Source organism: Rhodococcus sp. NBC_00297, from assembly GCF_036173065.1.
Taxonomy (GTDB): domain Bacteria; phylum Actinomycetota; class Actinomycetes; order Mycobacteriales; family Mycobacteriaceae; genus Rhodococcoides.
In genome coordinates, this window is sequence record NZ_CP108041.1 from 2,639,071 (window position 1) to 2,657,863 (window position 18,793).

At 67.8% G+C, this 18,793-nt stretch carries 15 protein-coding genes; 8 read left to right on the plus strand and 7 right to left on the minus strand.

The window, feature by feature from the left end; translation table 11 throughout:
- Positions 1-4 precede the first annotated feature (4 nt).
- The 5 genes from OG947_RS12575 to OG947_RS12595 are packed head-to-tail and all read left to right on the plus strand — an operon-like array spanning position 5 to position 6,098.
- Entirely contained in the window at positions 5-1,462 is a 1,458-nt protein-coding gene (locus OG947_RS12575; RefSeq protein WP_328811091.1) for an oligosaccharide flippase family protein, read from the plus strand.
- Positions 1,459-2,616, plus strand: coding sequence for a DegT/DnrJ/EryC1/StrS family aminotransferase (locus OG947_RS12580; protein ID WP_328811092.1), 1,158 nt, complete (start codon positions 1,459-1,461; stop codon positions 2,614-2,616). Before OG947_RS12575 ends, OG947_RS12580 begins: the two co-directional genes overlap by 4 nt.
- Positions 2,613-3,830: a rhamnosyltransferase WsaF family glycosyltransferase gene (locus OG947_RS12585; protein ID WP_328811093.1), complete on the plus strand. Its 1,218-nt coding sequence runs from the start codon at positions 2,613-2,615 to the stop codon at positions 3,828-3,830. Before OG947_RS12580 ends, OG947_RS12585 begins: the two co-directional genes overlap by 4 nt.
- Positions 3,827-5,017, plus strand: coding sequence for a glycosyltransferase (locus OG947_RS12590; RefSeq protein WP_328811094.1), 1,191 nt, complete (start codon positions 3,827-3,829; stop codon positions 5,015-5,017). Before OG947_RS12585 ends, OG947_RS12590 begins: the two co-directional genes overlap by 4 nt.
- A gap of 58 nt (positions 5,018-5,075) precedes the next feature.
- Positions 5,076-6,098 carry a glycosyltransferase family 2 protein gene (locus OG947_RS12595; protein WP_328811095.1) on the plus strand — a complete coding sequence of 341 codons (1,023 nt, stop codon included), beginning with the start codon at positions 5,076-5,078 and terminating at the stop codon, positions 6,096-6,098.
- On the opposite strand, the gene OG947_RS12600 is transcribed toward OG947_RS12595, so the two are convergent.
- Together OG947_RS12600 and OG947_RS12605 are read right to left on the minus strand one after the other, a co-directional pair.
- Positions 6,092-7,297: a hypothetical protein gene (locus OG947_RS12600; protein WP_328811978.1), complete on the minus strand. Its 1,206-nt coding sequence runs from the start codon at positions 7,295-7,297 to the stop codon at positions 6,092-6,094. The genes OG947_RS12595 and OG947_RS12600 overlap by 7 nt on opposite strands.
- A gap of 28 nt (positions 7,298-7,325) precedes the next feature.
- On the minus strand, positions 7,326-8,660 hold the full coding sequence (locus OG947_RS12605) for an O-antigen ligase family protein (protein ID WP_056441303.1): 1,335 nt from the start codon (positions 8,658-8,660) through the stop codon (positions 7,326-7,328).
- 256 nt (positions 8,661-8,916) lie between these two features.
- Here OG947_RS12605 and OG947_RS12610 point away from each other — a divergent pair, with 256 nt between their 5' ends.
- The gene (locus tag OG947_RS12610; protein WP_056441306.1) at positions 8,917-10,224 is read left to right on the plus strand and encodes a hypothetical protein; all 1,308 of its coding nucleotides are present in this window, start codon (positions 8,917-8,919) and stop codon (positions 10,222-10,224) included.
- A gap of 17 nt (positions 10,225-10,241) precedes the next feature.
- Positions 10,242-11,147 (plus strand): DUF6492 family protein, encoded by a 906-nt coding sequence (locus OG947_RS12615; protein WP_328811980.1) that lies wholly within the window; start codon positions 10,242-10,244, stop codon positions 11,145-11,147.
- Here OG947_RS12615 and opgC read toward each other — a convergent pair.
- From opgC to OG947_RS12640, 5 genes are all read right to left on the minus strand, one after another.
- A complete protein-coding gene (gene opgC, locus OG947_RS12620) occupies positions 11,113-12,318 on the minus strand; it encodes an OpgC domain-containing protein (RefSeq protein WP_328811981.1) in 1,206 nt (401 codons plus the stop codon). The genes OG947_RS12615 and opgC overlap by 35 nt on opposite strands.
- Complete coding sequence (locus OG947_RS12625) at positions 12,288-14,072, minus strand: glycosyltransferase family 2 protein (RefSeq protein ID WP_328811982.1); 1,785 nt, start codon at positions 14,070-14,072, stop codon at positions 12,288-12,290. The genes opgC and OG947_RS12625 overlap by 31 nt, the downstream gene beginning before the upstream one ends.
- Positions 14,069-14,686: an acyltransferase gene (locus OG947_RS12630; protein ID WP_056441315.1), complete on the minus strand. Its 618-nt coding sequence runs from the start codon at positions 14,684-14,686 to the stop codon at positions 14,069-14,071. Before OG947_RS12630 ends, OG947_RS12625 begins: the two co-directional genes overlap by 4 nt.
- Before the next feature lie 221 nt (positions 14,687-14,907).
- Positions 14,908-15,789: a MaoC/PaaZ C-terminal domain-containing protein gene (locus OG947_RS12635; protein ID WP_328814018.1), complete on the minus strand. Its 882-nt coding sequence runs from the start codon at positions 15,787-15,789 to the stop codon at positions 14,908-14,910.
- 5 nt (positions 15,790-15,794) lie between these two features.
- On the minus strand, positions 15,795-17,144 hold the full coding sequence (locus OG947_RS12640; RefSeq protein ID WP_056441320.1) for a 3-oxoacyl-ACP reductase: 1,350 nt from the start codon (positions 17,142-17,144) through the stop codon (positions 15,795-15,797).
- Between the two features lie 127 nt (positions 17,145-17,271).
- On the opposite strand from OG947_RS12640, the gene OG947_RS12645 reads away from it, so the two are divergent.
- Positions 17,272-18,570: an acetyl-CoA C-acetyltransferase gene (locus tag OG947_RS12645; RefSeq protein ID WP_056441321.1), complete on the plus strand. Its 1,299-nt coding sequence runs from the start codon at positions 17,272-17,274 to the stop codon at positions 18,568-18,570.
- The last annotated feature ends 223 nt before the right edge of the window (positions 18,571-18,793 follow it).

Sequence of the window (18,793 nt, forward strand, 5' to 3'; positions counted from 1 at the left end):
TTCCGTGACGATCACCGACGACCATTCGGTGAAGGGTGCCATCGCCTGGGGCAGTGTGGGATCGATCGGGCTTCGTCTCGGCAGCCTCGGGGTGGGCATCTTCCTGGCACGCATGTTCGTGCCCGAGGACTTCGCCGTGTTCGCGGTCGCCTTGACGGTGTCGACGGTTCTCACCTCGATCGCCGACCTGGGTCTGTCCTCGGGCCTCGTTCGGTCGAAGGACCCGCACGGCGACGCACCGACGACGGCGACCATCAGCCTCGTCGTCGGGTGCGTCTTCGCCCTGGTGCTTCTCGCCGCCGCACCTCTGATCGAGCGCACGTTCGCCGTCGAGGGCTCGGCGGCGGTCGTGGCCGTGCTCGGGCTGTCGATCCCGCTGGCATCGGCGGGCGTCGTCCCGTACGCCTTCCTGTTGCGGCGGTTCGATCAGAAGTCCCTTCTGGCCGCCGCGTCCGCCGACTTCGTCGTCAGTGCGGCGGTGACCGTCGTCCTGGTACTGGCCGATGTGGGACCGATGTCGCTGGCCATCGCCCGGATCGCGGGTCAGCTGTGTGCGACGGGCGTGCAGTTCTTTCGTGCGGACATGCTGCCGCACTTCGGGTTCGACCGGTCGAGACTGCGGCCGGCCCTGGCGTTCGGAGCTCCGATCGCTGCAGCGAACGTGCTGTCGTGGTCGGTCGTGAGCATCGACAACCTCGTGGTGGCGAGAGTCGTCGGGGACGTCGCACTCGGCTTCTACGCACTCGCCTTCAACATCTCCACCTGGCCGACCAATGCGATGGGCACCATCGTGCGCGCGGTGGCTCTACCGTGGTTCGCACGGGAGTCCGAACAGGCCGGGGGTGTGGGCGGACGGCGGGCTGCACTCGCGCGGGCCGGTGCGCTCACCTGGGCAGGCGCTCTTCCGACCGGGGTGCTGCTCGCCGTGATGGCCGCACCCGTCATCTCGGTGCTCTACGGCGACCGCTGGACCGACGCATCAGGAGCCCTGGTGGCCCTCGGAGTGTTCGCGACGCTGCGAGTCATGTTCGATCTCTTCGCGACCTACCTGCTCGCACACGGTGCATCGCGCGTGGTGCTGACGATCCAGGTGCTGTGGATCGGAATCCTGGTGCCGGCGAGCATCGTCGGTGCCCGTGTGGGGGGCATCGAGGGTGTCGGGTGGTCGCACACCGCGGTGGGCCTCGTCGTCGTCCTGCCCCTGTATCTGATCGCAGTGCACCGAGTAGGGGCGGACATCGGCGCGCTGGGTCGTGCGGCGATTCGTCCCCTGATGGCCTTCGTGCCCGCAGCGGCCGCGGCGTTCGCCGCAGTGTCCCTCATCTCGAACCCCTGGCTCGCCGTGGTCACGGGAGGCGGCGCGGCGGCGTGCGTCTACGCCGCAGCCCTGCACGGATGGGTCGTCGCCCTGATGAAAGACGAGAACACCACCGCAGCACCGAGACGAGGAGTAGTTCGATGACGACTGTCGATCAGTCGATCGCCGCAGTTCGCCCTGCAGGAGGCCCGATCCCGCTGGTGGATCTCGGCGCCCAGATCAGCGAGATCCGCGACGAGTTGTGGCCGGCGCTCCGCCGAGTCGTGGACGACACGGCGTTCATCGGTGGGTCTCCGGTCCGGGAGTTCGAGAGTGCGTACGCCGACTATCTCGGCTCCACGCACTGCATCGGAGTGGCGAACGGGACCGACGCGCTCGAGATCGCCCTCCGCAGTGTGGGGGTCGGCCCGGGCGACGAGGTGGTGGTTCCCGCGAACAGCTTCGTCGCGTCCGCCGAGGCGGTCGAGCGAATCGGTGCCGTGACGGTGTTCGCGGACGTCGATCCGGACCATCTGCTTCTCGATCCGGCATCCTGTGCGGAGGTCCTGACACCCCGCACGCGTGCGATCGTTCCCGTGCACCTGTTCGGTCAGGTGGCCCCGGTGGAGAACCTGGTGTCGTCGTGCGCGGCCGCGGGAATCTCGATCGTCGAGGACTGTGCCCAGGCGCAGGGCGCACGGCGGGGTGGACGGACGGCCGGAACGCTGGGCGACGTGTCCGCCACCAGTTTCTATCCTGGCAAGAACCTGGGTGCCGTGGGTGATGCGGGTGCCGTGGTGACGTCGAACGACGAGTTCGCTCGGACTGCGCGCATGCTCGGCGCGCACGGCAGCGTGGCGAAGTATCACCACGAGATTCTCGGTTTCAATTCCCGCCTCGACGCGGTGCAGGCGGTCGTGTTGTCGCTCAAGCTGACTCGGCTCGACGACTGGAACACCCGCCGCAGGTCCGCGGCCGCGCGGTACGAGCAGATGTTGGCCGACGTGCCCGAGGTGGTGACGCCGCAGTCGGCGTCGGGGAACGACGACGTGTGGCACCTCTACGTGGTCCGCGTCCAGGATCGGGATCGTGTCGTCACGCGTCTCGGCGAACTGGGTATCGGTGCGGGAGTGCATTATCCCGTCCCACTGCACCTCACACCCGCCCTCGCGCACCGTGGGCGTGGGGTCGGGGCGCACCCGGTGGCGGAGGCGGCTGCCGGTGAGATCCTGTCGTTGCCGCTGCACCCGCACATCACCGAACAGCAGCAACAGACGGTGGTCGCCGCACTGGTGAGTGCGATCCGGGGGTCGTCGTGACGAGGTCGTCCCGCGTCGGCAGGCTCGTGTCCTCGGGCTCGGTTCACGAGTTGACGCAGCGAGTGGTACGCCGTCTCTACGACCGGACCGGCGCTCACAGACTGGAGTTCCCGATTCGCGTCGGCGACATCGTCGACTCGTCGTCGGTGCGTCTGCCACCGCCGTCCACGAGGCAGATGTCCGACGCGCTGGTGGTCGGATGGGTGTGTTCTCCGCCGGGAGCAGCATCCGGGGGACACGCGACGATGTTCCGGATGGTGGCGGCGCTGGAGGATGCCGGACACGAGTGCCGAATTCTCCTGTACGACCCGCACGGGGTGGATCTGGCGCGGTATCGAGAGACGATCAGGGCCAGGTGGCCACATGTCCGGGCCGCGGTGGAGGACATCGACGCCGGCCTCGGTGTCGCGGACGCGTACGTCGCCACGTCCTGGCAGTCGGCGCACGTCCTCGCCGGCCGGGGTGACATCCCCGGAACGCGACTCTACTTCGTGCAGGACTACGAACCGTACTTCTACCCGCCGGGCAGCGAATACGCACTGGCGGAGGACACCTACCGCTTCGGCTTCCACCTTCTGGCGCTGGGTCACATGGTGCACGACGAGATCCGCACGAACGTGGGAGTCGACAGTTCGGTGATCGAGTTCGGTTGCGACACGGACACGTATCGGGTGCGCGGAGCGACTCCCCGTCACGGGATCGCCTTCTACTCGAGGCCGGACACGGCGCGACGAGGATCGATTCTGGCCGGCGTGGCGCTGGACGAGTTCCACGCCCGACGACCCGATCAGACCATTCACCTGATCGGCCCGCGTCCGTTGTCCATGTCTGCTCCCGCCGTCGAGCACGGTGTGCTCACCCCGGAAGAGCTCGCGGCTCTGTACAACTCGTGTGTCGGCGGAATAGGGCTCTCGTTCACGAACATCTCGCTGGTGGTGGAGGAGATGGCGATGTGCGGCGCCGTTCCCGTCGTCAACGAGTCGCCGCGAGCACGCGCTGATGTGGTGCATCCCGGTGTGGTGTGGGCGCAACCCACACCCGGTGCGCTCGCCACGGCGCTCTGCGACGTCGTCGACCACCACGACGTGACGGGAAGAGCGAGCGCCATGGGGCGCGCGCGCCGTCCGGGGTCCTGGGACCAATCCGGTCGGTCGCTGGTCACAGCACTGACGCTCGCAGTTCGGAACGAGGTCGAGAAAGTGATGACGCCGTGAGAATTCTCGTCATACCGCACCAGATGTCCATGGGAGGCAGCCAGATCAATGCGATAGAGCTGGCCGCCAAGGTGCGCGACATGGGACACCACGTGGTGCTGTACGCACCGCACGGCGTCCTCGATCCGCTCGTCGACGAGGTCGGGGTGCCCCGCATCGTCAAACGAACCGACGCGGACCTGTCGCCAGGGTCCGTCCGGAGGCTCGTCGACATCGTCCGACGTGAACGTATCGATCTGATCCATGCGTACGAGTGGGGTCCGAGCCTGGAGGCGACGTTCGGGCCGCACCTGAGGTTCGGGGTGCCCGTACTCATGACGGTGCTGTCGATGGTCGTCGACGATTTCCTGCCCCGGCATCTGCCCATGACTCTCAGTACCCGCGAGATGGTGGACCAGAGGCGCGCGGTGCACGAGAGAGTGCTACTCACCGAGCCGCCCATCGACACGGATCTCAACACTGCCGGTGATCGTGCGGCGGCCCGCGCCGTCTTCGGATTCGAGGACGACGAGATCGTGGTGACCACGGTCTGCCGACTGACCTCCGACCTCGAGAAGCTCGAGGGCACACTCGTCGCCCTCGACGTTCTCGGCCGACTCGCGCACGATCGACGCGTGACGATGGTGATCGTGGGAGACGGTACCGGTCTCGACGAGGTCAGGCGACGAGCGGACATCGTCAATGCCGATCACGGCCGCACCGTGATCCACGTGACGGGACAGCTGCTCGATCCGCGGCCGGCGTACGACGCCGCCGACGTCATGATCGGGATGGGCAGCTCGGCCCTGAAGGGTCTCGCGTTCGGGAAGCCTCTGGTGGTGCAGGGTGAGGGCGGTTACTGGAAGCTGCTGACTCCCGACACCGTCGACGAGTTCCTCTACGCGGGATGGTTCGGCCGGGGAGGGCGCGGTGCCGCCGACTTCGAACCGGAGATCGTGCGCGTGCTCGATGACCGGGCCCTGCGCACCGAACTGGGTGTGTACGGCCTCGAACTGGCTCGGCGACGGTACTCGTTGACGGTCCTGGCGTCGGCACTCGAGTCGATGTACGAGGACGTCCTGTCGAGTGCGCCGGGGCGTGAACCACGCGCGCTCGCGCGATCGGCTCGCGAGGTTGCGAAGTTCCTCGCGTACAGGGTCGTACATCCGTCACCGGTCGCGTCGTCCGCCGACGGCCGGACCGCCTGACACCGTGCGTCGGGTCCCGTTCCCGCTCGCGAGTACCGCTGACGGTCGACGAGCGACCGTGTCGGTCGTCGTCCCCTGCTTCGACTACGCGCACTTCCTGCCGTCGGCGGTGATGTCCGTCCTCGACCAGACGGAGGTCGACGTGGAGGTCGTGATCGTCGACGATGCGTCGACGGACGACAGCCTCGCCGTGGCCACCGCTCTGGCGGAACGCTTCTCGATGGTCTCCGTCCTGGCACACACCACCAACCGCGGCCCGGTCGAGACCTTCAACGATGGTCTGGCCCGCGCACGCGGGGAGTTCCTGGTACGCCTGGACGCCGACGACATGCTGACACCCGGCTCGCTCGAGCGGTCCGCACGAGTGCTGCGGGACCGGCCCGGTGTGGGAATGGTGTACGGCCACCCCCTGCACATGTCCGGGGACGTGTGTCCGGCGCCGTCCACCCGGATCAGGGACGTGACCATCTGGTCCGACGGGGAATGGCTGCGCGACCGGTGCGTCGATGCACTCAACGTGGTGACCTCGCCTGAAGTCATGATGCGAATGTCGCTGGTGAACGAGGTCGGAGGTCAGATGCCGCTCGCCCACACCCACGACATGGAGATGTGGTTCAGACTGGCAGCGTTCGCGGACGTCGCCTACATCCGCGGTGTGGATCAGGCCTGGCATCGCGACCACCCCGCCAGTCTGTCCGCCCGCGAGGTGGATCCGATGCGCGACCTGTCGGAGCGGCGCGCGGCCTTCGACACCCTGTTCTCCGGTCCAGCAGGTGAGGTGGACGGCGCCGCGGAGATGTACGCCGCCGCTCGGAACGCTCTCGCTCGCGACGCCCTGCAGCGTGCCCGCGGGGCTTTCGACCGGCGCGCGGTCGATCTCGACCTCGTGGACCGCTGTCGAAGGTTCGCGGCCGGCGTCGACCCGGGCATCATCGGCACGACGGCGTGGGCCACCGTCGACGCGAGAGTGCGCCGCGGAGCGGGATCGGCTGTCCGCCCGTCCTACGTCGCCGACAGGGTCGCCCGCCGACTGCGGTCACAGGCCGCATGGCGGCGGTGGCACCGCGACGGCGTCTACTGACGATCGGCTTCGTCTCGCGTCCGAGCCGAGCGATCGGCCGTGTCTCCGTTCGGTCGCCCGATGCGCGGTGTGGGTCGTACGGAGCTGCCGGTCCGTGACCTGGTGACGGTCGTCGTGGTCGTCTCGTCCGGTGTCCGATGTTGCACGGTCAGAGCCGGTGTGGTGGCCGGTGTCGGCCGACGCGCGGGGATGACCGACGGCATGCTCGGTGGGCGTTGTCTCGTCGAGGTCTTCGGCTCCACGGTGGTCGCGGAGCGTGTGGTGGCGGATTCCCGTGCCGGTACGGGATTCGGTCCGGTGCCGTCGACCCGGTCGATCGGCGTGCCGGTCGGCGTCGTGGTGGGCCGACCGTGCGGCCGCGCCGGGATTCTGGTGGGCGCGGGCGTGGCCGCCGGAGTCTGCGGCCGTGGGGACGGCAGGGACGGTTCGGGAGCCGGCAGAGCCGACACCACGGGTACCGGACGCGTGACCTCGTGATCGTCCGACACGGGTGTCGCGCGACGGAGGTCGAGCGTGCTCGTCGTCCCGTCGTCCGGCCGGGTCCGAGTCGACGGCTCCACCGGGGGCTTCGACGGGGTCCGTCGACGGTCGTCCAGCGCACGGGCCACGGAGATGGCGCCGACCAGCAGCACGATGCCGCCGATTCCGGCCACCGCAGCATTGCGAAGACGGCTCGACACTCGCTCCACGGCTCCGGTGGGGATGTTGATCGGCTGGATCGTGATCATGAACTCCGGGGACGCGCCGTTCACCGACTGAGCGTCCCGTACCTGGACACTCAGCAGTTCGCCCAGTCGTGCAGCGGTCGCGACGGCCACGGCAGGGTCGGGTGCCGACGCGGTGATGGTCAGGATCTGAGCGGTGGTGGCGAGGCCCTGGCCGACAGTGAACTCGGTCGACAGCCCCTCGTTCTCGAGGATCGAACCGACGTCCTCCGACGACAGACGAGTGCGACCGACCTCTAGTACGAGTGTGGGATCGGTGGATCGGAGATACGGATTGTCAGCTCTGGCACCGAGTTCCGGGTCCGCGTCGATCGCGAGATCGCTGGGCAGCGACGGGGTGATCATCGCGTAGGACGACGATGCCTGGTATGCGCGCGGACCGAAGAAGAGCGCTCCCACGACCAGTGCACCGGCGAGCACGGCGAACGGTAGGGCGATGTACTTGTGACGCCACACGATGCGCACGACTGTCATCGGATCCATAGCGAGAGCCTTTCGGTGATCATGAGGGTGCGGCCGATCCGCGAGGTGCCGTGTTCCGAGCGATCATCCAGACCGCTCCGGACAACCCGACGAAGATCGGGAAGACGATGGTGAAGACCGGGAACGACAGCGAGTCGAACACTGCCGAACCGACGGCGGCGACGGCGCACGCGGCCCCGACGCTTGCCGCCAGCAACCGAAGCGACGGCTCACTCGACCAGAACGCCACTCCCACAGCCGCTACGACGGGCGTGAGCATGAAGAGCATCAGTGCGACCACGCCGATGAGCCCGAGTTCGATGGCACTGTTGAGGTATTCGTTGTCCAGGATCTGCAGGGCATTGGTCGGCATGTAGGTTGCCGGTCCGCTACCGAAGAACGGGTGACGTTCGATCATCGCCTGAATTCTCGGGTAGTTGTTCACGCGCGTGAGCAGCGACGGATCCGACTCGGCGTCCGCGAACAGCGTGGCCCGAAGCGTGGCGATCAGACCGGGTACGGACACGAAGAGAACCACCACGACGAAGGGGATGGCGATCGCCGACCAGCGACGCGCGAAACGGGGGAGGAACGGCACCGTGACGATCGCCCCGACGACCAGACCGAGAATGGCTGACCGCGACACCGTGATGACGGAAGCGAATGCAATTGCACCACATTGGGTCCAGTGCACCCAGGCCCGTCCGGACGGGTCGTGGAGCGCCCGCCACACCGCGAGCGGAAGGACCATCGCGAGGACGAGTCCCAGTTCGATCGGAGTGAAGGTGTTGCCGGCGACCCGAGTCAGCAGACCGCGCGCCTGGAAGGTCGTCGCTCCACCGTTGTCCGTCATCCCGACCATCAGAGTGCGGACGTGGTCGAGCGGGTCCGTCTTCATGACGAACTGGTACAGCGCGACGGCCGCACACACCGTCGCCGCGCGAACGAAGGTACGCGACAGTGTCATCGCGTGGTCCAGGGTGCGGACGGTCTCCGCGGTGACGGCGATGAGGGCCGTGATCGCGAACATCGTCAGGATCCACCGATCCGCGGACGCTCGCTGCACCTCGTCGACGTCGGACATGCGGATGTAGGACAGGACGGACGACAGCCACAGTGCTGCGAGTCCGATCCGTGCGGGGTGGCGATGAGGAATGGGGTCGTGTGCGCGCCACACCACGGCAGCGGCCCACACGACGAACATCGCGATGGCAACCAGCATCGCGGCGTATCCCACGGCCCCGATGGGTGCGAACACCATGTTGGCGGGAAGCACCAGAGCCGCCACGACGATGATCCGAAGCAACAGCGGGATCGCACCGACTGACGACTCCGGGCCGGCGCGACGTCCCGGAGGCGCTGTGCTGCTTACCATGTGGTGGTTCCTCGCGATCGGCCGCGCAGAGCGGTGAGGTCGGTCGTGCACCCCCCGATGAACCAACCGTCGTCTATAACATACCGCACGACTGCTCTTCGGGTCGGTTCCGAGGAGAAAGATCGATCGATCGAATGACACCTTGCCCATCGGTATGGTTTCCGGGTTCGAGAGATGGAACAGTGGGCCCCACAACGAGACACCGCCGCTCGTCGGGTGTGTATTCCGGTGCTCGACTTCCGAGAGGTTCTCCGTCATGAGACGCACACGAGTCGGCACGGTTCTCGCGGTCCTGGTCCTCGCGATCAGCGGGTGCACCGCGATCGAACCGCCGGGGACGTCGACCGCGTCTCCCACGCCCGTCTCGTCCTCGTCCGTGGTCGTGCGTCAGGTCGACGGTGGTCCCGACTTCTACTCGCGCTTCACTGACTCTCTGCCCGACGACCCCGACTTCTTCCCCATGGCGGTGTGGTCCGAGTCGGTGGTCGACGACACGGGGTGGCCCGTGGAGAAGGCCGCCGGCATCAACGTGTATCTCGAGCCGACGGCGGACACGGACCTGCAACGCATCGCCGACAACGGTATGTACGCGATCACGAGCTCGAGCACACCGGAGGGCCCGGTGGCCGGCTACTTCACCGCCGACGAGGCGGACATGTGGGCGGGACCCGGAAGTGCTGCGGCTACCGGACTCAGGCCGGGCGAAGGGGATGTCTGCGAACCGTCCGACGAGCCGTGCGGGTACTCGGTGATGGCGAAGGCCGCCGAGGGCGCGCCGGACGGGGCTTTGCGTTTCACCAACTACGGCAAGGGAGTCGCGTACTGGGAGTCGGACGAGCAGGCCGGCCGCTTCGTGAACGAGTACCAGGACGTGGTGTCCGCGGACGTGTACTGGTTCACCGACCCCTCGGTGTGCGCCGGGACCGAGGGCGGCGGGCTGGTCAACGACGGCGAGACCGTTCCGGACGACAGGTGCCGTCTCGCCGCCAACTACGGGCGGACGGTGGAGCGCGTTCGGTCGCTCGTCGATCCGCCGGGAAGCCGACCGGTGTGGGGATTCGTCGAGGTGGGACATCCGTTCCGTGAGGAGTGGGCCCCCACCATCACGGTGCCGGAGATCCGAGCCGCCGTGTGGAGCAGTCTCATCGCCGGAGCCCGCGGAATCACCTACTTCGTTCACAACTTCGGGGGGCCCTGTCCCACCCAGCACGCGATTCGTGACTGCGGCAGCGAATTGAGGGAGGGAATCGCGAGAACCGGTCGGGAGGTCGCGGAACTCGCCCCGGTCCTGAACTCCCCCTCGGTGGACGGACTGGTGCATCACGACTCCCGGATCGCGACGTCGACCCGCATCCACGGTGATGCGCTCTACATTCTCGCCGGATCCACCGAGCCGGGTCCGGTCGACGCGGAGATCACCGTTGACTGCGCGGTGTCGACGGCGTCGGTGGTCGGCGAGGGTCGCGACGTCCCGATCACCGACGGCCGCATCTCGGACACGTTCGAGGACGGCAACGCCGTCCACGTCTACCAGTTGCCGGGCGGCGCAGCATGTCTGACCTGACGCGGACGATCGAGATCGTGACACCGTCCTATGCACCCGATCTGGCGCTCTTCGAGGACCTGCACAGTTCGGTGGTGCGATTCACTGCCGACGAGGTTCGGCACAGGGTGATCGTGCCGCGCCGGGACGAGGCGCTGTTCACGGCGATCGGGTCCTCTCGTCTGGTGGTCTCGACCGTCGACGACGTCCTGCCGGCGTCGTTCGTGTCTGTCGCCGCCGTGACCGACATGGTCCGGCGGCTCAGCCGGGTGTCGGCGATAGGAAAGATCCAACAACTGGATCTGACGCGCCCGTGGCTCCCGGTACGGGGATGGATCGTGCAACAGGTCGTGAAGATTGCCATCGCGGCGGAGTCCACGGCATCCGTGGTCCTGCTGGCGGATTCGGACCTGACGTTCGTGTCCACAGTTGCGGCGGACGACTTTCTGCGTGACGGTGTCGTCCGCCTGTACTCGAGAGCAACAGGGGTCCATGCCGGAATGGCGGATCATCTGGATTGGCATCGGTCGGCTCGCCGGTTGCTCGGCCTGGACGAGACTGTGACCCCTCCGTTGCCGGATCACATCTGTGGCCTCGTCGCGTGGGACCCACGCCTCGTGCGCTCGATGGTGGACCACATCGCCGCCGTGGGCGGTCGTCACTGGATCCGCTGTGTCACCGCGGAACGTCATGTGTCCGAGTTCATCCTGTACGGCACGTACGTCGCCGAACTCGCCGATACACGTGACCGATCGTTCCTGTCCGATGATCCGCGGTGCCTCAGCCACTGGAGCACCGACACCTTGACGGAAAGCGACGGGCTCGCGTTCGCGTCGGCGGCACGCCCGTCCGACATCGCCGTCCAGATCCAGTCCACCTCGTGCACGACGCCGGAGACGCGGCGGTATCTCACGAAGTCCGTGATCGCCCGTCTGGCTCGGTGACTCCCGCCGGCGGCACGGGCTGATCCGGCAGTGTCTGCCGTCGTGAGGTGAGATCGTCGCGCAGAGCGGACAGACCTCGTCCCACTCGTCCTCGGGCCAGCGCGACCGGATACATCGCCAGCGCGACGCCGATGCCGGCGATCTGAGCGGCAACAGTGGTCGGGTCCTCGCCGATGGCCAGCGGGAGAACCAGATTGGCCAGACACAGTGCGATGAAGCACGCGAGGCTCCGCGACCCGATGATCCGTACGGCCCGCACCGCTGCAGGGGCACGGGACACGGCCGTTCTGGCGCACTGGTAGAGCACGACGAAGGCACACCACGCGAGAACGATGCGACCGGGACCGCACTCGGCCTTCCCGAACACCACCTCCTGCACGCCGTCGTTCGGCAGGAGGACAGCGATCGCAGCCACCAACGTTCCTGTCACGATCGCAGCAGACAGGGCGCGAGGGCCACGGAGCACTGCGACGACGGTCTGCCATCGCCACCCGAGCACATAGGCGCCCGTGAACAGGAACTGCCAGCAGGCGACATCGAAGAACGCGTCACCGTACGGGCGATTGGGAAGAGCGCCGTGCGTCGACACCGACCCCGCCGTGTACACCAGAGCGCTCAGCACGAGGACGAGCACACCTCGTCTGGCAGCCAGTAACGGCGCACTGACGGCTGTGGAGAGAAGCAGCACGACGTACATGGACAGCATGTCGACGTTGCCGGGATTCACCTGCAGTGTGAGCGTCCAGAAGATCAAGCGGGACAACGACTCGGGTCCTCGATCCGGGAGTCCGTCGAGATGGGCGAGGAATCCGTCGACGATCGCGAGACCCACGATGGCGATGTGGGCGACATAGAGGAGGGCGGTGCGCTTCAGCCGTCGGGTGCGGAGTGCCGCGACACCGTTCGCCCGCGCGGTCCTCCCGTGCACCATGCCCAGGACGAGACCGGACATGAGGACGAAACCCGAGGCACCGTCCACCCAGGGTTGGAAATGCACGATTCTCCACACCGTCGACCCCGACGAGAGGTGCGTCAGAACCATGCTGAGAACGCAGAGGCCCCGGACGACGTCGATGGCATCGTCTCTACCGAGTCTCGGAGAGGGTGAGATCGCAGGCGTCGACATCGAGTACGGTTCGTTCACGTCCTGCTCGTGTCGTCGCGGGCCCATCGGGCGGACGTGCGCCGAGACGCGCGTCGGCCCAGGGCGGCGAAGAGGCAGTACACCGCCGCGTCCAGGAGTGTTCCGGGACCGTGGACGGTACCGGCGACGTCCCGGAGCGTCCCGGTCGAGCTGGTGGTGGCAGGGGCGTCGCGGTTGCCCGAGTAGTTGCGCGACAGCACGGCGATCAAGGCTGCAGGAGTGCGGGGAACGAGCACGACGACGGGATCGGTGTCCACGACGATCTTCTCGTCGGTCGCGAACGCCGCGTCCACCACGACGTCGTCGGCGACCACGTCGGGGAACCGGCCCACCCTCGCGTGACCCTCCTCGGACAGGGCATAGCAGCCCGCGCCCCAGAGGTGGGATCGGACGAGGGGGAGCGAGGACCGCGCGCGGTAGTAACGTCGGACCAGGTGGCCCGCACCCGTCGCGTCGTATCGCGACGCGGGTCGGGCAGCGAGCAACGTGCCGTCGGCCAGGGCGGTCACCAGATCGACGACGGCCGCAGGTGTGATGACGACGTCGGCATCGAGGTACACGCGTGGCCACAGCTCGGCCACCTCGTCCGCACCGTTCATCGCCGCTGTCTTCGACGCGACGTCCAGGTCGAGAACACGGACACCCGGGCGACCTGCTGCGATGCGAGCGGTGTCGTCGGTGCAGCCGTTGCACGCGACGATCACCTCCACGACACCTCGGGCGGCGAGGTCGGCGAGTGCGTCGAGCGTCCGGGCGATGACGCGGGACTCGTTGTGCGCCGGGATGACGACCGAGCCCATGTCCCGACACTCTGTCGGACGAGGGGTCTCGGCTCGGAGGAGGTTCGACCACTCGTGGCGCCTGGCAACAGCCCGGTAGGTTGCCCTGTGCTTCGATGACCAGCAGCGCAAGGCCTCACCGAACAGGGTCACCGCGTGGAACGCGGCGACGAACGACCGTGCGTGATACTTCTGGACGTAGCGAATCTTGTTGACGGTCAGGAGATCTGACAGCGCCTGTGAGCTCCCGGACCCGCCGCCGGTGTGCTCCACCCGGGCCTCGGGAACGTACAGGACGAGTCCGTGGGAACGAAGCCTGCGGAAGTAGTCGGTCTCCTCCGAGTAGAGGAAGAAGCGTTCGTCCCACGGGCCTACCGCGTCGAGCGCTCCCGCCGACATCATCATCGCCGCCCCGGTGGCCCACTCGATGGAATGGGCGCGGTCGTAGACCGCGACGTCGCGGATCGTCTCGCTCGCCCACACAGGCCTGCGAGGCAGGCGGGCGCCCAGCATCGCGTCGACGAGGGTGGCGGGCAGGCGAGGCTCACGTCGGAGAGAGAACGACAGTCGGCCGTCGACGTCGTGCAGACGCGGGACAGCGGCGACCACACCCGGTTCACGCAGGGCGGCACGCAGTGCGGTGACGCACCCCGGCTGCACGACGCAGTCGGGATTGAGGATCAGCACGGCGCGAGTGGCCCCGATGCGTGACCGCGCGACGTTGATCGCGCCCGCGTACCCCAGATTCACCTCTCCGGCGACCACGATGACGTCATCGTGGGCGGCCAGAGTTGACGCCGTGCCGTCTCCGGAGTTGTTGTCGACCACCACCACTCGTATCGACGACACCGCGGCCTCCGAGCGCAGACTGTCGACGAGCGTGTTGATCGAGTCCGCATTGCGGTATGTCACGATCACGACGGCGACATCGGCCGTCGACTCGTCCGTGGTGAAGCGATCCTGTCGAACGACGGAGTCCGACCGTGCAAGAGGGGCGATCACGGTCGGAGTGGGGTGGCCGACGGGTACACGCCGTCATCGCGCAGTTCGTGTGCGACCCCGCACTCACACGTGAGGTCCTCCGCGAGACGGGCACCGCATCGGCACACCCAACCGATCTGCCGGGCCGGGTTGCCGACGACGAACGCATGGCGCGGCACGTCGCGGTTCACCACTGCCCCCGCTCCGACGAAGGACGATTCCCCGACGGTCACCCCGCACACGACGACGACACCGGCACCCAGCGTCGCACCACGCCGGATCAGAGTGGACGACAACGATTCCCCTGATCGGCTGATGTGAGCGCGCGGGCGCAGATCGTTCGTGAAGGTGACGCCGGGACCCAGGAAGACCTCGTCCTCGACCGTCACGCCGTCGAACAGCAGGACGCGGTTCTTCACGGTGACACCGTCGCCGATCCGTACACCGCCCTCGACGAAGACGTGGTCGCAGATGTTGCAGTCCGAGCCCACGACCGCGCCCGAGAGGATGTGCGCGAAGGCCCAGACCCGGGTGCCGGGACCGACGTGCGTGCTCTCGCACAGCGCGGCAGGATGAACGTACGGTCCGGTCTCACTGTCGGCGTGCTCACGCCGGGCCCCCGTGGCGATGCCCATGTCTCCCCTGACCGCTCACGTCCTCCCCGAAACCGACCTCGATCCTGCTGGAACGGCGTGTCGCGGGTGATGAGTTCGAATCTAGAGTGGCCGAGTCGGTCTGACCAGTCGTTCATACGACTGACCGACTCAGATGTGCCCGACCGACGACCGCACCCCTCCCCGAACCCGCGGAACCGGCGAGTCGAGGAGGGGTGCGGAGGAGGAGTTCCGACGCGGAGTCAGCGCAGGGTGCCCGTCAGGAACGGGTAGCCCTTCTTCGGGTGCTTCAGCGCCACGTCCCACTGCCCCGGCCCGACGCCCGTGCCCACCCGCTCGGCGTACACGTTGATCTTGGCGGGCAACACGATCGGCTTGCCGAAGCGCACCGAGTACGTGACACGGTCCTGGATCTTGCCGTCGACGGCGCTGAGTACGGCCGCCGCACTCCACATCCCGTGAGCGATGGTGCGCGGGAAGCCGAAGGCCTTGGCGCCCAGCGACGAGACGTGGATCGGGTTGCGGTCACCACTCACCGCCGCGTAGCGCGAGATGGTCTTCTGGTCCACCCGCAGAATCGAGGTGGGCGGCGGCGGGACCTCGTCGGCCGGCGGTGCCTCTCGAGGTCCACCGGACAGCGACGTCTTCTGGAGGCTGAGGAAGGTGGACGTCTGACGCCACACCAGCTCTCGGCCCACCGACACGTCGCTGACGACGTCGACGAGCAGTCCCTTCCGGTGCTCGCGGACGTTCTCCGCGTGCACCGCGATGTCGAGCGGCTCCGAGGTCCCGATGGGGCGGAAGCTCTCGATCACGTTCTCCGCGTGCACCGATCCCATGGCCGCGAACGGGAAGTCCTTGGACACCATGAGGGACATCACGGTGGGGAACACCAGGGTGAAGGGGTACGTCAGCGGCAGGGTGTCGCTGAGACGGAGGCCGGTCACCTTGGCGTACGTCGCGAGGTTGTCCCGATCGATCCGGATTCCGCCGAGGGTGTACGTCGCGTCCGGTGCCGTCGGCGTGCGCTTCCCGCCGCCGATGATCGGCAGCGAGTCGAGAGCCGCGCGGGTGTAGATGTCGCGGATCCTCGGCGGGCCGTCGAGCGGGATCACCGTGGCCACGTCGCTCACGCTCCGATCAGGGACTGGCCGCACACGCGGACGACCTGACCGGTGACAGCGTTGGAGGCCGGGCTCGCGAAGTACGCGATGGTCTCCGCGACGTCGACGGTCTGGCCGCCCTGCAGCAGCGAGCTCATCCGGCGGCCGGCCTCGCGAGTGGCGAACGGAATGGCCGCGGTCATGGCCGTCTCGATGAAGCCGGGCGCCACCGCGTTGATGGTGATGTCCTTCTTCGCCAGTTCGGGTGCCTCGGCGTGCACCAGGCCGATGACGCCGGCCTTGGACGTGCCGTAGTTGGTCTGGCCGCGGTTGCCGGCGATGCCCGCGATGGAGGACACGTCGATCACGCGGCCGCCGTCGTTCAGCGTGCCGGACTTCACCAGAGCGGTGGTGAGGCGGTGCGGCGCTGCGAGGTTGACGCCGATGACGGAGTTCCACCGGCCGTCGTCCATGTTGGCGAGGAGCTTGTCGCGCGTGATGCCGGCGTTGTGGACGACGATGTCGAGGCCGCCGCTGTGGCGCTCCTTCACGTGCTTCTCGAGCACCTCGGCAGCGTCGGGAGCCGTGACGTCGAGTGCCAGCGACGTGCCGCCGACCTTGTTGGCGGTCTGCGAGAGGGCCTCGCCGGCCGCGGGGATGTCGGCGCAGATGACGTGCGCGCCGTCGCGTGAGAGAACCTCGGCGATGGTGGCGCCGATGCCACGGGCGGCGCCGGTGACCAGAGCGACCTTGCCTTCGAGCGGCCGGTCCCACGAGGCGGGGGCCGTGGACCCGTCCTTGCCGACGGCGATGACCTGACCGGACACGAACGCGGACTTGGCCGAGAGCAGGAAGCGCAGGGTGGACTCGACACCGGACAGGTCCGGCGCGGCGTCGGGGGAGACGTAGACCAGCTGCGCGGTGCCGCCGCGGCGCAGTTCCTTGCCGACGCTGCGGGTGAAGCCCTCGAGCGCGCGCTGAGCGATGTGCTCCTCGATGTCGCCGGTCTCCTCGGGCGTGGTGCCGAGGACGACGACGCGGCTCGACGGTCCGAGGTTGCGGACCGCGGGCTGGAAGAACTGGTACAGCTGCTCGAGCTGCTCAATGTTCTCGATGCCGGTGGCGTCGAACACGAGGCCGCCCAGCTTGTCGTCGTGCGGGCTCGCGGCGGGGTAGTCCGAGAGCAGCACGCGCAGCGGCTCGACGAGGCGACCGCTGCCGCCGATCAGGACCGGGCCGGCGAGCGGAGGCTCACCCGGCTGGTAGCGACGCAGAGTCTCCGGCTTCGGCAGTCCCGCCTGCTTGGCGAGAAACGCGCCGGGAGCAGAGGAGAGGAACTGCGAGTAGAGGTCAGGGGCTCCCTTGGTGGCTGCCATGTTCCTACCTTCGTGTCGGGTATGTCGAACGGTATCGACAAGTAACTTACTCGTGAGTAAGAATAGAGTCCACGACGAAGCGGCCCCGACTGTGGCCGCGCCATCTGCGCACAGGGAGAATCGTTCGATGACCAGCAAAGAGAAGCGCCCCGTCGCGATCCTCGGTGGAAACAGAATACCGTTCGCGCGCTCGAACAAGGTGTACGCCAACGCCTCGAACCAGGACATGTTGACGGCGGCCGTCGACGGTCTCGTCTCCCGCTTCAACCTGCAGGGTGAGCGGCTCGGCCTCGTGGCCGGTGGTGCGGTGCTCAAGCACAGCCGCGACTTCAACCTCACCCGCGAGGTCGTCCTGGGCAGCGCGCTGAGCCCGTACACCCCGGCGTTCGACCTGCAGCAGGCCTGCGGCACGAGCATGCAGACGGTCATCGCCGTCGGCGATGCCATCGCGTCGGGCCGGATCGACGTGGGAATCGGCAGCGGTGTCGACACCACGTCCGACGCGCCCATCAGCGTCAACAACGAGCTGCGCGAGTTCCTGCTCACGCTCAACCGGGCGAAGAGCACCGCCGACCGCCTCAAGCTGCTCGCGGGCGTCCGCCCGTCGATGCTGGGGATCGAGATCCCGAAGAACGGCGAGCCCCGCACCGGCATGTCGATGGGCGAGCACGCCGCCGTCACGGCCAAGGAGTTCGGCGTGCGCCGCGAGGACCAGGACGCCCTCGCCGCGGCCAGCCACCAGAACATGGCGAAGGCCTACGACAGTGGCTTCTTCGACGACCTGGTCACCCCGTACCTCGGTCTGACCCGCGACGACAACCTGCGTCCGGACTCCACGGCCGAGAAGCTGGCCAAGCTGAAGCCCGTGTTCGGCACCTCGCTGGGCGACGCCACGATGACGGCCGGCAACTCGACGCCGCTCACCGACGGCGCGTCCTCCGTGCTGCTGTCCACCGACGAGTGGGCCGCGCAGCACAACCTGCCGGTGCTCGCGCACCTCGTCGACTCGGAGTTCGCGGCCGTGGACTACATCCACGGCAACGGCTCGTACAAGGACGGCCTGCTCATGGCGCCGACGTACGCCATCCCGCGTCTGCTCGAGCGCAACGGCCTGACACTGCAGGACTTCGACTACTACGAGATCCACGAGGCCTTCGCCTCCGTGGTGCTCGCGACGCTGCAGGCCTTCGAGAGCGACGAGTACTGCAAGGAGCGTCTGGGTCTCGACGGTGCGCTGGGATCGATCGATCGCAGCAAGCTGAACGTGAACGGCTCCTCGCTGGCCGCGGGTCACCCGTTCGCGGCGACCGGCGGACGCGTCGTGGCCACGCTCGCGAAGATGTTGGCGCAGAAGGGTTCCGGCCGCGGACTCATCTCCATCTGTGCCGCCGGTGGCCAGGGCATCACGGCCATCGTGGAGGCCTGAGCCTCCCGTACCGAACACGAGGACCCGGCTGCGAGGGGTGGCCGGGTCCTCTGCCGTTTCCCGGACCGAGCGGTCTGCGTCTGGCACAGTGGCGGGGTGCAGCGGTGGCGAGGCGAGAGTGGGTCCTGCGCGACCCTCCTCGAGGGCAACCCTCGGGAACATTCACGGAATCGGGCACTGCGTCCGACGCAGCGATGCACGCTTCGCGTGCTGGCCTGCGACG

Bases quoted from the DNA above. Each gene is read 5' to 3' on its own strand.
- OG947_RS12580 (WP_328811092.1), top strand. From the start codon at position 1,459: ATGACGACTGTCGATCAGTCGATCGCCGCAGTTCGCCCTGCAGGAGGC.
- OG947_RS12600 (WP_328811978.1), bottom strand. From the start codon at position 7,297: ATGACAGTCGTGCGCATCGTGTGGCGTCACAAGTACATCGCCCTACCG.
- OG947_RS12605 (WP_056441303.1), bottom strand. From the start codon at position 8,660: ATGGTAAGCAGCACAGCGCCTCCGGGACGTCGCGCCGGCCCGGAGTCG.
- OG947_RS12610 (WP_056441306.1), top strand. From the start codon at position 8,917: ATGAGACGCACACGAGTCGGCACGGTTCTCGCGGTCCTGGTCCTCGCG.
- opgC (WP_328811981.1), bottom strand. From the start codon at position 12,318: ATGGGCCCGCGACGACACGAGCAGGACGTGAACGAACCGTACTCGATG.
- OG947_RS12630 (WP_056441315.1), bottom strand. From the start codon at position 14,686: ATGGGCATCGCCACGGGGGCCCGGCGTGAGCACGCCGACAGTGAGACC.
- OG947_RS12640 (WP_056441320.1), bottom strand. From the start codon at position 17,144: ATGGCAGCCACCAAGGGAGCCCCTGACCTCTACTCGCAGTTCCTCTCC.
- OG947_RS12645 (WP_056441321.1), top strand. From the start codon at position 17,272: ATGACCAGCAAAGAGAAGCGCCCCGTCGCGATCCTCGGTGGAAACAGA.